16 protein-coding genes are annotated in these 14,105 nt (G+C 40.3%); 12 read left to right on the top strand and 4 right to left on the bottom strand.

Features of this window, described 5'->3' with window-relative positions:
* Positions 1–110 precede the first annotated feature (110 nt).
* The gene (locus OCV29_RS21070; protein ID WP_175561560.1) at positions 111–281 is read right to left on the bottom strand and encodes a hypothetical protein; all 171 of its coding nucleotides are present in this window, start codon (positions 279–281) and stop codon (positions 111–113) included.
* A 106-nt stretch (positions 282–387) separates the two neighbouring features.
* Here OCV29_RS21070 and OCV29_RS21065 point away from each other — a divergent pair, with 106 nt between their 5' ends.
* From OCV29_RS21065 to OCV29_RS21030, 8 genes are all read left to right on the top strand, one after another.
* A complete protein-coding gene (locus OCV29_RS21065; RefSeq protein WP_073604535.1) occupies positions 388–765 on the top strand; it encodes a late competence development ComFB family protein in 378 nt (125 codons plus the stop codon).
* On the top strand, positions 766–1,044 hold the full coding sequence (locus OCV29_RS21060; RefSeq protein WP_073604536.1) for an HlyU family transcriptional regulator: 279 nt from the start codon (positions 766–768) through the stop codon (positions 1,042–1,044).
* 480 nt (positions 1,045–1,524) lie between these two features.
* Complete coding sequence (locus OCV29_RS21055; protein ID WP_073604537.1) at positions 1,525–3,060, top strand: Re/Si-specific NAD(P)(+) transhydrogenase subunit alpha; 1,536 nt, start codon at positions 1,525–1,527, stop codon at positions 3,058–3,060.
* Positions 3,061–3,071: 11 nt separating this feature from the next.
* Positions 3,072–4,448 carry a Re/Si-specific NAD(P)(+) transhydrogenase subunit beta gene (gene pntB / locus OCV29_RS21050; RefSeq protein WP_073604538.1) on the top strand — a complete coding sequence of 459 codons (1,377 nt, stop codon included), beginning with the start codon at positions 3,072–3,074 and terminating at the stop codon, positions 4,446–4,448.
* Positions 4,449–4,626: 178 nt separating this feature from the next.
* The gene (gene vxrA, locus OCV29_RS21045) at positions 4,627–6,072 is read left to right on the top strand and encodes a sensor histidine kinase VxrA (protein WP_073604539.1); all 1,446 of its coding nucleotides are present in this window, start codon (positions 4,627–4,629) and stop codon (positions 6,070–6,072) included.
* Positions 6,047–6,703 carry a response regulator transcription factor VxrB gene (gene vxrB / locus OCV29_RS21040; RefSeq protein WP_073604540.1) on the top strand — a complete coding sequence of 219 codons (657 nt, stop codon included), beginning with the start codon at positions 6,047–6,049 and terminating at the stop codon, positions 6,701–6,703. The genes vxrA and vxrB overlap by 26 nt, the downstream gene beginning before the upstream one ends.
* Positions 6,704–6,706: 3 nt before the next feature.
* Positions 6,707–7,594: a DUF2861 family protein gene (locus tag OCV29_RS21035; protein ID WP_073604541.1), complete on the top strand. Its 888-nt coding sequence runs from the start codon at positions 6,707–6,709 to the stop codon at positions 7,592–7,594.
* A gap of 61 nt (positions 7,595–7,655) precedes the next feature.
* Positions 7,656–8,807, top strand: coding sequence for a conjugal transfer protein TraF (locus OCV29_RS21030; RefSeq protein ID WP_073604573.1), 1,152 nt, complete (start codon positions 7,656–7,658; stop codon positions 8,805–8,807).
* 748 nt (positions 8,808–9,555) lie between these two features.
* Here OCV29_RS21030 and OCV29_RS21025 read toward each other — a convergent pair.
* Positions 9,556–9,807, bottom strand: a complete 252-nt coding sequence (locus OCV29_RS21025) for a hypothetical protein (RefSeq protein WP_073604542.1) — start codon at positions 9,805–9,807, stop codon at positions 9,556–9,558.
* Positions 9,808–10,178: 371 nt separating this feature from the next.
* On the opposite strand from OCV29_RS21025, the gene OCV29_RS21020 reads away from it, so the two are divergent.
* From OCV29_RS21020 to queF, 3 genes are read left to right on the top strand one after another with little or no spacing between them, the layout of a single operon-like run.
* Positions 10,179–10,778, top strand: a complete 600-nt coding sequence (locus OCV29_RS21020) for a helix-turn-helix domain-containing protein (protein WP_073604543.1) — start codon at positions 10,179–10,181, stop codon at positions 10,776–10,778.
* Positions 10,771–11,625 carry a queuosine precursor transporter gene (locus tag OCV29_RS21015; RefSeq protein ID WP_073604544.1) on the top strand — a complete coding sequence of 285 codons (855 nt, stop codon included), beginning with the start codon at positions 10,771–10,773 and terminating at the stop codon, positions 11,623–11,625. The genes OCV29_RS21020 and OCV29_RS21015 overlap by 8 nt, the downstream gene beginning before the upstream one ends.
* 17 nt (positions 11,626–11,642) lie before the next feature.
* The gene (gene queF / locus OCV29_RS21010; RefSeq protein ID WP_073604545.1) at positions 11,643–12,464 is read left to right on the top strand and encodes an NADPH-dependent 7-cyano-7-deazaguanine reductase QueF; all 822 of its coding nucleotides are present in this window, start codon (positions 11,643–11,645) and stop codon (positions 12,462–12,464) included.
* A gap of 46 nt (positions 12,465–12,510) precedes the next feature.
* On the opposite strand, the gene OCV29_RS21005 is transcribed toward queF, so the two are convergent.
* Together OCV29_RS21005 and OCV29_RS21000 are read right to left on the bottom strand one after the other, a co-directional pair.
* Positions 12,511–13,038: a hypothetical protein gene (locus OCV29_RS21005; protein WP_175561561.1), complete on the bottom strand. Its 528-nt coding sequence runs from the start codon at positions 13,036–13,038 to the stop codon at positions 12,511–12,513.
* Entirely contained in the window at positions 13,004–13,381 is a 378-nt protein-coding gene (locus OCV29_RS21000; protein ID WP_073604547.1) for a hypothetical protein, read from the bottom strand. The genes OCV29_RS21005 and OCV29_RS21000 overlap by 35 nt, the downstream gene beginning before the upstream one ends.
* Before the next feature lie 308 nt (positions 13,382–13,689).
* Here OCV29_RS21000 and OCV29_RS20995 point away from each other — a divergent pair, with 308 nt between their 5' ends.
* Positions 13,690–14,073, top strand: coding sequence for a DUF3653 domain-containing protein (locus tag OCV29_RS20995; RefSeq protein WP_073604548.1), 384 nt, complete (start codon positions 13,690–13,692; stop codon positions 14,071–14,073).
* Positions 14,074–14,105 lie beyond the last annotated feature (32 nt).

Genomic DNA, 14,105 nt, shown 5'->3' with positions numbered 1-14,105 from the left:
TGTTTCGTCAAAAAATAAAATAAAGGCTGAAAACAGACATATCCTAGTATGTTTGGAAGGTTAAGTAAATCAACATGTTCAATGATTTGTCTTATGATGAGTTCATCTTATTACCTCATATGCATAATATACTCAAAATAACTATAGCTGATTTTTTCACTGTCTTTATTTCCCCGGATGATAAAGACCTGAGTGTCAGTGAATCGTTGTCCGGTCAGGTCACTGATCGATGCAGAACAGTGACGGTGCTGAGGCCGCTCAACAATTGATATGTTACGCATCTCATGTCTCTTTAAATGAACTATGCTTGGGTAATAAATATGTAGAGACTTTTAGTTTCACAGCATGGTGGTATCAAAAAGACTGGAATGAGAGAGGATAAACATTATGCAGATTAATGTTGAAGTGCATAACTACATGGAAACACTGGTCGGTCAGTTTTTGGCAGCGGACAAGTACACCGACCAATATAGTCATGAACAACTGGCCGATTTGGCATGTTTATCATTAAGTCAGATAAGACCCGTCTATATTCGTTATGATGTCGATTTTCTGTCTGCAATTTCTGAAACTCGTTTGATACAGCTAAAAAAATATGCAAAAGATGCAGTTGAAGCCGCTGAATTGATGATCAAGAATGATCGGCGTAAAAATCGCGATAAAACAGGGGAAATCCCTGTCGTCATTTCAAGTGCTCGATTTGATGAAGCATTGGAACTGGAATGGTATGAGCGGCCAATCAGAGGCCATCATGAGGAGAAGTAAGTGGGTTTTTTATCTCGGCTGTTTGGAAAGAAAACGCAGCAAACACAGGCTGCTGCAGAACCTGTTGAATATAAAGGTTTTTTTATTTACCCCGAAGCGATTGCTGAAAGTGGACAGTACCGGATTGCAGGGCGTATTTTGCTGGAAAAAGAGGGGGAAACCCATGAACATCGATTTATTCGCTCTGATGTTGTCATCAGCCGTGGTGATGCGGATGAACTGATGGTTGCAAAAGCGAAAATGATGATCGATCAGATGGGAGAAAAAATCTTTCATTAACTTCCTGAAAAATAATGAGTGTCAGTCAACCACAAGTGTCCGGCTTGTGGTTTTTTTATGTGCATCATCCTGAGGTATAACTTTAGGGCGTTTATCTTTCATCGCTTAACCTGTCGTCGCCCGAAGGGATGGCGATGAAAGATGAAAGATGAAAGATGAAAGATAAACAAGCCTCAAGAGAACAGAACCGGGTATATTGCTGCATAGCTCTCTCTTACAAAAAATGACTGTTGCATCAGGGCAGGAAGTCAAATACAACATTAAATCAATGTGTGTTGAATAGTCATATTACCGCCTCCTGAGAAGATGTATCCATGCTTATTTCAGGGGTTGATATGAAGAATTGTTGACTGCGATAGATTATAACCATGCGCTATATGTAATAATGTTGTTGGACTGTTATTACGATTTGATTGATGTTAAATAACCTCTTAGACGAAAAAAGAATATAAGAATTGCAAATAGTAAAGGAATAAACATATGCAGATTGGTGTACCTACAGAGCGACTCCCCGGAGAGACGCGGGTAGCTGCTTCTCCGGGCTCGGTGAAACAGTTATTAAAATTAGGCTTTGAAGTTGTGATTGAATCTCAGGCGGGAGAAAAAGCGAGTTTTGATGATGAAGCTTTTAAACTGGCCGGAGCACAAATTGTATCATCAGATGATATCTGGAATGCGGATATTATTCTGAAAGTAAATGCCCCGACGCCGGAAGAAATTGAACTGATTAAGGAAGGCACAACCCTGATTAGTTTTATCTGGCCAGCACAAAATCCTGAATTACTGGAAACTTTATCCACGAAGAAGATCAATGTGATGGCCATGGACTCTGTACCCAGAATATCAAGGGCTCAGGCGTTGGATGCACTTTCTTCTATGGCAAATATTGCCGGTTATCGTGCTGTGGTTGAGGCTGCCCATGAGTTTGGCCGTTTCTTTACTGGTCAAATTACCGCGGCAGGGAAAGTTCCGCCAGCGAAAGTATTTGTCGCCGGAGCCGGTGTTGCGGGACTGGCAGCGATTGGTGCGGCAGGAAGTCTGGGAGCCATTGTCCGTGCATTTGATGTGCGTCCTGAGGTAAAAGAACAGGTGCAGTCGATGGGCGCTGATTTTCTTGAGCTTGATTTTCAGGAATCTTCCGGGTCAGGGGATGGCTATGCGAAAGAGATGTCTGATGAATTTAATCAGAAAGCGGCTGAACTCTATGCTGAACAGGCAGAAGACGTTGATATTGTGATTACAACTGCCTTAATTCCCGGCAAGCCAGCACCCAAACTGATTACCAAAGAGATGGTTGACAGTATGAAGGCCGGCAGTGTCATTGTTGATTTGGCAGCAGCAAATGGTGGTAACTGTGAATGTACGGTTGCAGATCAAGTCGTGACAACTGATAACGGAGTTAAAATTATCGGTTATACCGATATGGTTGGACGTCTTCCCACACAGTCTTCACAATTATATGCGACAAACCTGGTCAATTTACTGAAGTTACTGTGTAAAGACAAAGACGGGTTAATCAATATTGATTTTGAGGATGTCGTGCAACGTGGTGTTACAGTCATCAAAGAAGGTGAAGTGACATGGCCGGCCCCGCCAATTCAGGTTTCAGCCCAACCTCAGGTAAAAGCAGAGCCTGTAAAGCCTAAAGTTCAGAAAGAAGAGAAACCGATTTCACCGACAAAAAAAATTGTGGGTGTTGCTGTTGGTGTCGGTATTTTTGCCTGGATTGCCTCAGTTGCTCCGGCTGCATTCTTAAGTCACTTTACCGTTTTTGTACTGGCGTGTGTTGTCGGCTATTACGTGGTCTGGAACGTCACTCATGCGCTCCATACACCATTAATGTCTGTAACGAATGCGATTTCCGGCATCATCATTACCGGTGCCTTACTCCAGATTGGTCAGGGCCATGGTTTTGTGAGTTTTCTCTCTTTTATTGCTGTGCTGATCGCCAGCATTAATATATTTGGTGGTTTCACTGTGACCAAGCGTATGCTTGAAATGTTCCGTAAAAGTTAAGGAGTAACAGAATGTCTGCAGGATTAGTACAGGCAGCGTACATTGTTGCTGCTTTATTCTTTATTATGAGTCTGGCTGGTTTATCAAAGCAGGAAACTGCAAAGTCAGGAAATTATTATGGCATAGCTGGAATGGCGATTGCTCTGATCGCGACGATTTTTGCTCCGGATACTTCAGGTTTCGGCTGGATTATTGTCGCGATGGTAATCGGTGCCAGTATTGGTATCTACTATGCGAAAAAAGTAGAAATGACCCAGATGCCGGAACTGGTTGCGATTCTCCATAGTTTTGTGGGGATGGCTGCGGTATTAGTCGGATTCAATAGCTATCTGGATTCACCGGAAGTTGCAACACATGCAGAGCATGTGATTCATCTGGTTGAAATCTTCCTGGGTGTGTTCATTGGGGCCGTGACTTTTACCGGTTCAATTGTTGCCTTTGGCAAGCTCCGCGGGGTGATTTCATCCTCTCCGCTGAATATTCCGCACAAGCATAAGTGGAACCTTGCCGCTGTTGTTGTTTCTGCATTACTGTTGATTTATTTTGTGCAGGTAGATGGCAGTGCCTTCGCTCTGCTGATCATGACATTGATTGCTTTTGTATTTGGCTATCATCTGGTTGCTTCGATTGGTGGTGCAGACATGCCCGTTGTTGTTTCAATGCTGAACTCCTATTCCGGGTGGGCAGCAGCAGCAGCTGGTTTCATGCTGGCCAATGACTTATTGATTGTGACCGGTGCCTTAGTCGGTTCTTCAGGTGCGATTCTTTCTTACATTATGTGTAAGGCGATGAATCGTTCCTTTATCAGTGTGATTGCGGGTGGTTTTGGTCAGGAAATTGTGATTTCTGAAGGTGATGAGCAGGGTGAACACCGCGAAACTTTTGCTGAAGATGTCGCAGAATTACTGAAAAATTCAAAATCAGTCATTATCACGCCGGGATATGGTATGGCGGTTGCGCAGGCACAGTATCCGGTTTATGAAATTACTGAAAAACTGCGGGCACTTGGTGTTGAAGTCCGTTTCGGGATTCACCCGGTTGCCGGACGTTTACCCGGTCATATGAACGTACTGCTGGCTGAAGCGAAAGTACCTTATGAAATTGTTCTTGAAATGGATGAGATCAATGATGACTTTACTGAAACAGATACAGTGCTTGTGATTGGTGCAAATGACACGGTGAATCCTGCTGCGCTGGAAGATCCAAACAGTCCGATTGCGGGAATGCCGGTACTGGAAGTGTGGCATGCCAAAAATGTCATTGTATTTAAACGTTCAATGAATACTGGCTATGCCGGTGTACAAAATCCGCTGTTCTTTAAAGAAAATACCCAAATGCTGTTTGGTGATGCAAAAGAGAGTGTTGATTCAATAGCAAAATTCTTATAAAAAATAAACACGCTCTAGTGAGTAAATTTCATTCAATCAAAAGCCAGCAGTTATAAATTGCTGGCTTTTTAGTGATGGGTTCCATTATTGACATCAACATAACATGCAGAAAGGCATTTTTGTCATAATGTTAACTTAGTCATAGAACTTAAATGCAAACATAAAGCCCTACAGAATAATGATATTAAAACAGTTTATGTTGTTCATCTTCCTTGTTAGTCCATATGTGCATGCAGATTCACTACCAACAAGAATTAACCATTTTATTTCTTTATTTAAATATGGAAACGCTGAGGTATCCTATGACCTGCGGGAAATTGAATCAGAATATGCAACGAAACTGTTAACACCGGACTCTATGCTGCCTCAGACATCTTTATACCCATTAAAAGATATCCAGCAATTACATTTTCTGGCAGAAAATTGTACCGGAAATTTTCCACTGAGCCCGTTGGTCACGGAACCACTCGTTTTTATACGGGCGATGTGTAATGGTACAAAGCTTCCTTTTCGCTGGTTTGCCCGAAGCTCATTAATTCATCCGGGGGGAGGGACTTATGCCGCCCGGTATGTCAGGAAGCATCCTGAGTCTTTCAATGAACTGAAAGTTTTTATGCATATTCAGGAGCGACCGAAAGCCTTATCAAATACTTTACTGGGACGTTTACAGCATATGGAGCGTGACTCCGTCATGTCTTTGATCTCGGGTGATTCCATGTTCACTGAACAAAATGAGCTTTGGCTGAGGAAAGGGGATAAATACTATGTGTTTCCTGAATATATTTGGAAGGAGAACGCACAATCAGCCGGTCTGACCTTTACATACGCAAATTCTGATTCAAGCTGTTTTGTACGGCGGGGGAACCTGTGCTGGAAAAAAGAAGATCAATCAGAGTTTTTGCGCTTTGTGCTTGTCGGGTTGGTTGTTGCAAATGTGCTGATGGTGATTGGATGGTTTATCTACCGGTGGAACAGTAAACGCCATGAACTGAAAAGCAGGATGCTGGTTCTGCAGATTCTGACGCATGAACTCAGAACCCCGATTGCCAGCTTATCTTTAACAGTGGAAGGATTTCGCCGGGAATTCGAACAACTGCCGGAAACTGTTTACGATGAATTCAGACGTTTGTGTGAAGATTCACGACGGCTGAGACAACTGGCAGAAGCCAGTAAAGACTATTTGCAATCGGACACAAAACCGTTAGCTGTCGATTGGATTCCATCCGTGAAAGAATGGCTGCAATTCAAAATCGAAGATGAATTTAACTCAGAAATAATTTTTTCAATCAATGAGGATATTGCTGCAAAGCTGAATGTCTACTGGTTGGGAACCTGTATTGATAATTTACTCCGGAATGCAATGAAATACGGTATTGCCCCGGTTAAACTGGACGTCATTACTTCAAGTCATATGGTTACATTTAAGGTGATCGATCAAGGTCAGCTGACGCAAAAGAACTGGCGTCATTTGCGCAAACCTTTCGTCAGTAAAAGTGGCTTAGGGCTTGGTTTAACAATTGTTGAATCTATGGTCGGGAGAATGGGAGGCAAAATGTCTCTGATTGGTCCCCCGACAACATTTATTTTGGAGATACCCTGTGAAACAAACGTTACTTCTTGTTGAAGATGATAAAAACTTGGCTGACGGACTGCTGGTTAGTCTGGAGCAAGCCGGATATAACTGTCTGCATGCAGAAACAATCGCAGAAGTAAAACCATGTTGGGAGCAAGCGGACTTAGTGATTCTGGACAGGCAATTACCGGATGGCGATTCCGTTGAGCATCTGGAAGACTGGAAAAAACTGAAAGATATTCCGGTGATTCTTTTAACGGCACTTGTCACCGTAAAAGATAAAGTGGCTGGGTTAGATTCTGGTGCAAATGATTATCTGACTAAACCATTTGCCGAAGCTGAACTTTTTGCCCGAATCCGTGCTCAGCTCCGCATGCCGGATGGTCAGAATGATGACTCTAAAGTTGCAACGACCGATCTGATCATCGACAAAGCAACCCGTGAGGTAAACTATAAAGGCGAACTTGTTACTTTGACCCGGACTGAATTTGATTTGCTGTTGTTTTTAGCCAGTAACCTGGGGCGTGTTTTTACCCGCGATGAATTGCTGGATCATGTTTGGGGATATAATCACTTCCCGACAACACGGACGGTTGACACGCATGTCTTACAGCTTCGGCAAAAGTTACCCGGACTGGAGATCGAAACATTGCGTGGTGTCGGGTACAAGATGAAAGCCTGATTTATGCGTAAACTCCTTATTGCGGTTATTCAAAGTTTGGCTTTATTCATGGCGGGAAGCGTTGCTCATGCTGAGTGGTTCGAGCAGAGTACACCGTTGACGAAAGCTCATGAACATTTACTTGATAACCATTTATCAGAAATGTTTGATTCTATGGTAGAAGTCTGGCAGAGCCAGCGTAGTTCAGATTTAACGAATCATCTGAATGACTTGCTGCTACAGTCACTGGATGTTGACTGTGGCAAAAGTCTGGTCCAGTCATCTTTTCCTGATTGGATACAGTCACTGGCAGTCAGACGTATCGAGATACAGAGCCCCGGAAGAGACGCGTATCAGTTGTTGATTGAATTAGTTACAACGTCACAAATAAAAGATATTTCATTGACGAAATGGCTGGATCACTCAATATCTCTGGATACTTCTTTCTCCAGATTGAATAGTGACAATGTCACTGATAAAAAGGCTCTTGCCTATGTCAAACGCTATAATTTGAATAACCGCCTGGATATGGGGTTGTATCGCTTAATTATCTCCCGCCAGTCGGGAGATTCCTGGAGCACCTGGATCATTCTTGAGCATCCAAAGACTTATCACAAAATTCACTGGACTTCGAAAGATCAGTGGGGCGTGACAAAAACAGCGATTCCAAATCCATATTGCCCACTCCCCAAAATGAGGGTTTCTATGTATAACTTTCGGGGAGGCAAATATTCAGAAGTATGGCGAAAAACGTATGAGTCCAGTTATCCGACACACTTGCCGGATAAAATCCTCCCGCCAGACCGGTATATCTTGGCGGTATCAATGAATCATCAACGCTGGCAGGGACCAATAACTATAGAGCAATCTCAAGTAATTAGTAAAAACTACAATATTTCTCTAGAGGAATAGCTCAAGTTATATAACAATGTACCGTTATAAGATTAGGCATTCATTTCACTTTAGATTGGTTATGAAAATTAAATTAAAATATCTGGTTCCTTCATTGTTAGTTTTTTCATCTGGTAGCTTTGCCGCCTCACATGCAGTTGAAGCCAGAGGTGATGCAATGGGTGGTACAGGTGTTGTTTCAGCCAACTACCTGACCGCTCCGTTTTATAATCCGGCGATTGTTGCGATTTACCGCAGAAGCGATGATGCCGGAATGATTTTGCCAAGTGTTGGTTTTACTTACGATGATCCGGACGATATTACCGGAACACTTGATGATATTGGTGGACTGATTGACCAATTGTCCGGTGGTGATACAAGTGTTGCGCCTGAATTACAGAATCAGCTTGATAATCTGGCGGGTACTGAAGTCAGGGCAAATATTGGTGGAGCTGTCGCTTTTGGTATTCCAAATAAATACATGTCGATGAACTTATTTGGTAAGACTTATGCTGAAGTCTATGCTGCGCCGGCAATTGAAACAAGTGGGGCGACAGTACTTCAGAACGCTCAGCGAAGCACCGTCGATATTGTGACTGTTGCTGTCACAGAAGTCGGCCTGTCACTGGCGAAATATCAAACATTTTTAGGTCAGCATGTTTCTTTTGGTATTTCTCCTAAGCTTCAATACATCAATACTTATGTTTATGAAGCCAGCCTGGAAAATTATGACATTACCGATGCTGATAAAAATGGCAAAGGTGATACTGCAATTAATTTGGATTTTGGTGCTTTGTGGTTTTATGGGCCATTCAGAGTTGGATTTGCCGCAACAAACCTGATATCTCAGGATATTCAAACGGCAAGAGTCGCCTCAAACATCTCTGGTAAAAGTGATCTTCAATACGCTTATCAATTAGGGCCGCAATATACTGTTGGTGTTGGATTAGTTGGTGATTATGTTTCTGTGAGCGCTGATTTAGATCTGAATGAAGAAGAGCACTATACCGGCTTTGACGACAACACCCAAATGCTTCGAATTGGTGGTGAGGTTGATTTACGGCAAATGAAACTCAGGGCAGGGTATAAGAAAAACCTGGCTTATAGTGGTTCAGAAAATACTTTTACGGCAGGTGCGGGAGTCGCTATATTGGGTCTTGAGGTTGATGTTGCCGGTAGTTATACCAACTCAAATGCTATGGGGGCTTACATCAATTTCTTAGCGTCATACTAATATTTCTCCTGCCGAATTTCGGATATCGTTTTTTTGAAAAGGCTCTCAGATATGAGAGCCTTTTTCATTCCAGCTCCTGTTTTCCCTCAAGCTTATACCAATCTGGAAAATTAATTGATCTTCTGACTGCGTCTGGTGGAGCAGGCCGGTACATACAAGGGCGTGGATGCTCTTGTTTCAGCGCCCATGGATAGCTTGAGCACTTCTTTTTGACCTCCTGTTATCCTAAATCACCACATCGATAAGTAAAGACTCGCTTTCATAGAAAGGGCTGTTATATCTTGTTATTTTCCAGAAAAAAATAAGTTGATCTTATTTGTTAACCAGAGCGTGGTTTATTTATTTTATTAATTAAATCAATGGTTTATATTAGATTAAATCACTTTTCTCCGCGTGGTTTATAAACGGTTTTGTACTCTTTTTTCAATCTGGATCTAATAAGGATCGATATGAGGGAGATTATTCTGATGTGTGATGTTGTCACATTGATTGCATGGCTGGGTTACCTGAAAGGTAGCATGAGGGAATGTTGGGACTGGTGGTTTGATGTGAAGGGTCAATACAGATTAGAAGTCAGGCTAATATGATAAAATTGTTTTCACAAAGACATCAGCATTCACTTTATACCTGACGATGGCACATGGCCAGATGAATAGAGGCAGGGAGCTTTCTGAAGTGCAGGATATAAAATCTGGATTAGATTCACATCTGTGAGTACAAAGTAAAATTTGGTGGTTATTCTTACAGATTACTTTGTCATAAACGAAGCAAGATATCCGTTCAAAAATACATGGCATGCTCTGCCTTTCCCCTGGAACAGGATCGTTGTGTGGTCAGAGGCTGATAATTCTGCATTAATTTTTTCTATGCAGTAGTCACTTTCATTGTAAACCAGTGCCAGTCTTTCTTGCCGGATCTCTGAAGACAGCTCATTGATACATTGAATTTGAGCGTTAATCACTGGTAGATAGTTATTTTTAAGCGTTTCTATACCGGACATATGAAAACTTCCTTATCTTGGTATACTGAATTAATTAATGAAACTTACATCAGAATAAGAATTTATAAGTTCTCTTTATATCTATGATCTTAAAATATAGATCTATAAGACAATTAATAGCTTTATATACACAGAGAAGTATCACTATATATAAATTTGTATTATTATAAGTTAGTTAACTTAATATATTACCAATGTCATCAATAAAGATTCATGTCATTAATAATAGTAAAGTGTTCATAAGCTAATAATAGATATTGTACAAATTCATGCTATTTGTGTTCAGTCTTGCAGGCTTTAAATATGATGTGTGTCACAAAAAATAATTTGTATAGCGTGTCAACACTTTCAGTGTATAGTATGGAGACAGGATGAAAATAAGTAAGAAAGACAAAATTGATAATATTAAGAATAATCTTTCCTATGGTATTAAAAGCCGCAACGAAACAAAGAAATCTTTTTCAGAAAGAACAGGAATAACCAGAACAACGTTATATAACATTCTTGATGGAAAAGTTGACAGAATACAGACTCAAACAATAGAAAAAATTGCTGATTTTTTTGGAACAACCTGCTCTGTGATTGAAGAAGGTTGTTTGGAGTCAATTGAATACAAAAATAGTCTTATTTCAACAGATGGTAATAAAAATCCACTGTGTATCCCTGTGTTAACAGAGGTCGAATTAATTGATAATTTAAATGGTTATATCGGTGAGTTAATTGTCAGTTATCCATCTACATATTTTTTCTCAGAGGGAACGAATATCATTGGTCTGAAAATTACCAAGAAAATACATAATGATTACGATATCGGTAGTTTATTAGTGATTGAACGGTTTAAGAGAGACCATATTGATGATTTGGTTATTTTATGTCCTCACGCTGAGATAAAAATAGTACCTGCAAGTTATGTTCTGAGAGAGCAGGATATACTGATTGGCAGTATCAGAGAGGAAAGGGTTCATGCATAATAAAAAATACAAACTGATTGGTTTTAGCAAACATCCGGAACAAGTTGCAAACGTGATGGTTTTGGCAACTGGCAAGCAGTTATCAATTCCGCTGGCAGAAATATTCAATACTGCAGTCGCGGATGACTTAACTCATACAGAAACAAAAGAAGTGTGCAGGAAACTTTATAGTGCAAAAGGTTTTCAGGGGGCATATGAGATTAAGGAACGTAAAGAAATATACTGGATTACATTTGCCATAATCACGACGATGCTTTCAGCATTGTTTACATTGTCTAATATCAGTGGCGTGAAACCGATTGAGGTTGGCAGCAGTGGCTTTGTTGTTCCGTTTGCCATTTTCTTGTATCCGGTTTCATTTGTTTTAGTTGATATCCTGAATGAATTTTATGGCTTAAGAATGGCCAGAACAGCCATTGTTCTCTCGACAGCAATTAACATTTGTTTTCTGATGATGCTGAACTTGTCCCGTTACGCACCAACAATCAGTGAATGGGAAACGTTGAACGAAAGTTACAAAGTGATTGTTGATGGAATAAACTCAGTTTTTGTTGCGTCAATTCTTTCATATTTTATCTCAGAAAATATTAATGCTTACCTTTTACAGAAAATCAAACTGCTGACTAATGGTGAGCGTTTAATCATAAGAGTATTTTTCAGTACATTTTTTGCCTCTCTTTTTGATAGCGCTATTTTTGTATTTCTGGCATTTCATCATGTGCTGAGTACATCAGTCATGGTTAATATGTTCTTGTGTCAGGTGTTTGTGAAATCTCTTTATGCGATTGCAGGCATCGGACCTATTTATGGTGCACGTAAAATATTTAATAAATACATCAACGGATAGTTATTGAACGGATAATTATGAATACAGCATATTCAAAAAACCTCGGAAAAAAAACGAGTTATATATCAACATACTCACCAGAACTATTGGATCCAATCCCCCGGGCTTATGGCAGGGAAAATATCACTGACTGTCAGAATCACTGCTTTTCCGGGTATGATTTATGGACTGGCTATGAGCTGTCCTGGCTAAATTTAAAAGGGAAACCAATGGTTGCTGTGGCAGAATTTATCATTCCGGCAAACAGCCTCAATCTTATTGAATCGAAATCATTCAAGCTTTATCTGAATAGCCTGAATCAAACGAGGATTTCGTCTGAAGACGAATTAGTTTCCATGTTAGTTCGGGACTTAAGTCAGGCAGCAGAAGGTGATGTAGAAGTAAAATTATTGAATGTAAACCGGGATTTTTCACCCCGGGTCAATACGACTTTTGAATGCATAGATGATTTAGATATTGAAGTGAATTCTTATGACTACGACGAAAATCTTCTGCAGGGTTCAGTATCAGAAACACACGCAGAAGAAAGCTTGTGTTCCCATTTGCTGAAATCCAACTGTCTTGTTACACATCAGCCTGATTGGGGAAGCGTGTATATTAAGTACAAAGGTAAAGCAATCAACCGGGAAAAACTACTTCGGTATATCATTTCTTTCAGAGAGCATAATGAGTTTCACGAACAGTGTGTCGAGCGAATATTCTCTGATATCAAGCGCTGTTGTTCACCAGACCAACTGACGGTTTTTGCCCGTTATACGCGTCGTGGCGGATTAGATATTAATCCATTCAGAAGCAACTTTGAAGATGAAATGAGTGTCGAAAGGGAGTACCGGCAATAGTTATGCTGAAAAGAGCCGGGCAGGGAACCCGGCTGATTCAGAGTCATTATTTTTTAAGTTCAGGATGCTGAAATTCTGGGTACTGTATTAAAAAGTCGAAAAAATCAAATGGTGAAACGCCACCTTCTTTTTCATACCAAGACATTAGTTCAGACACATCCAGATTTTTAAAAGTATTTTCAAGCATTTTATTTCTGTATACCTTAGAGAAATAAAGTCTTTCATTTAGCTGCTTCTTATCATTTGATTCAGCGGCATATGATAATAATGCTGATTCATATTTTGTCAGTGCGTCTCCCCAACAATCTTTGTCAGCTAAATATTGTATATAGCTTGCCGCGGCTAATTTTTCATTTTTGGATAAATGGATAAACCAGTCATCTGTGATTTTTTTCAGTGGCTGTTTATTGGCGTTACAGTAGGCAATTTTCTCATTAAATTCCGTATATGCTTGATCTACATTGGATTTCAGTAGAGCTTCCCATGTTGTCGAATAGCTCGTTAATGGTATGCAGAGTAACGTTAGCAGATAAAACTTATTAAAGCGCATTGGAAACACATCTCCAAAAATCATAATCTTTACCACTTGAAGTAAAAGCCATTACACCGGCAATTTTTTGCAATTGTGATCGTCTCTCATCTCCGACACCTTTTAGAGCTTGAGAGAATAAGTTCCAGTCATATCTGGTAACGTTGTATCCGGTTGTTGCAACAGAAACACTTCCATTTATAACTATTGAACCGGCAGGGCTTCTTGAAGCAAAAAGTTGAAACAAGGGAACGCCAGCTAAAATGCGTTCTAGCATATTAGAAATATTAATGACTCTGTTCATCTCTTTGATTCCATCCAGTGTATTTGAAGTTGGCTTGAATGAGTCGATGTTACAAAAATCGCCTTTAAAGTGTGCAACGGGCATGTTAAAAAACCTCTGACGTCAGTTAATTATTGTGAAGTTGTGCACCTTAACACACAAAATAACGGGGCAAAAACTTGCCCGGCAGTCAGACAGGCCATTTCATAAAGGTGCGCATTATATACGTTATGTTAAATATATATAATGAACCTTTTCAAGGTGTTATCTCAGAACTGATACATTATTTATCTTTGTGTCACTACATCAATATTCATACTACCTCTGATTTTGAGCCTTAGAGTAAATTACTCCCCTCTAACGCTCAAAATCATCAATCTCTATTTTTTTGATGATTATTTGAGGTATGTCACATGAAAAAACTAAAACAACAAATCAAATTACGTGATGAATTGCATCGGTGTGGTGTTTTCAACCGTCAGTTAACTGATATTTTGTTGTATGAATTCGATTCTATGGAAGAAGCCGCTGATTATTTGGGATGCTCTGTTTCTTCTCTGTACCGTTTCAAGAAGACAAATCATTGGCCTGTTGCTCAAGCCCGGCTTTTGCTAATTCGTCATCGGGGTTTTCTCCCTACAACCTCGCCTTGGTGCGGATTTAAAATTAAGGGGGAAAATCTGATCACACCATCAGGCCGCGAGTTCTCCGCTTTGGAATTGAATATACCAAAGAATACTGAATCTAATGATAGCTATGCGTTACTGATGAGGAGTAAGAGACGCTTCCGACGTTGAAATTAAATTTGATTTTCAACATATATAGATTA

Source organism: Vibrio aerogenes, from assembly GCF_024346755.1.
GTDB classification, from domain to species: Bacteria; Pseudomonadota; Gammaproteobacteria; order Enterobacterales; family Vibrionaceae; genus Vibrio; species Vibrio aerogenes.
Note: the sequence above shows the minus strand (reverse complement) of the source record. Positions and strands in the feature narration are given on the sequence as shown.

Coding starts and splice junctions, on each gene's coding strand:
- queF (WP_073604545.1), top strand. CDS start 11,643: ATGAATACAGCATATTCAAAAAACCTCGGAAAAAAAACGAGTTATATA.
- OCV29_RS21020 (WP_073604543.1), top strand. CDS start 10,179: ATGAAAATAAGTAAGAAAGACAAAATTGATAATATTAAGAATAATCTT.
- OCV29_RS20995 (WP_073604548.1), top strand. CDS start 13,690: ATGAAAAAACTAAAACAACAAATCAAATTACGTGATGAATTGCATCGG.
- OCV29_RS21065 (WP_073604535.1), top strand. CDS start 388: ATGCAGATTAATGTTGAAGTGCATAACTACATGGAAACACTGGTCGGT.
- OCV29_RS21035 (WP_073604541.1), top strand. CDS start 6,707: ATGCGTAAACTCCTTATTGCGGTTATTCAAAGTTTGGCTTTATTCATG.
- OCV29_RS21025 (WP_073604542.1), bottom strand. CDS start 9,807: ATGTCCGGTATAGAAACGCTTAAAAATAACTATCTACCAGTGATTAAC.
- vxrA (WP_073604539.1), top strand. CDS start 4,627: ATGATATTAAAACAGTTTATGTTGTTCATCTTCCTTGTTAGTCCATAT.
- OCV29_RS21055 (WP_073604537.1), top strand. CDS start 1,525: ATGCAGATTGGTGTACCTACAGAGCGACTCCCCGGAGAGACGCGGGTA.
- OCV29_RS21000 (WP_073604547.1), bottom strand. CDS start 13,381: ATGCCCGTTGCACACTTTAAAGGCGATTTTTGTAACATCGACTCATTC.
- OCV29_RS21070 (WP_175561560.1), bottom strand. CDS start 281: ATGCGTAACATATCAATTGTTGAGCGGCCTCAGCACCGTCACTGTTCT.
- OCV29_RS21015 (WP_073604544.1), top strand. CDS start 10,771: ATGCATAATAAAAAATACAAACTGATTGGTTTTAGCAAACATCCGGAA.
- OCV29_RS21005 (WP_175561561.1), bottom strand. CDS start 13,038: ATGATTTTTGGAGATGTGTTTCCAATGCGCTTTAATAAGTTTTATCTG.
- pntB (WP_073604538.1), top strand. CDS start 3,072: ATGTCTGCAGGATTAGTACAGGCAGCGTACATTGTTGCTGCTTTATTC.
- OCV29_RS21030 (WP_073604573.1), top strand. CDS start 7,656: ATGAAAATTAAATTAAAATATCTGGTTCCTTCATTGTTAGTTTTTTCA.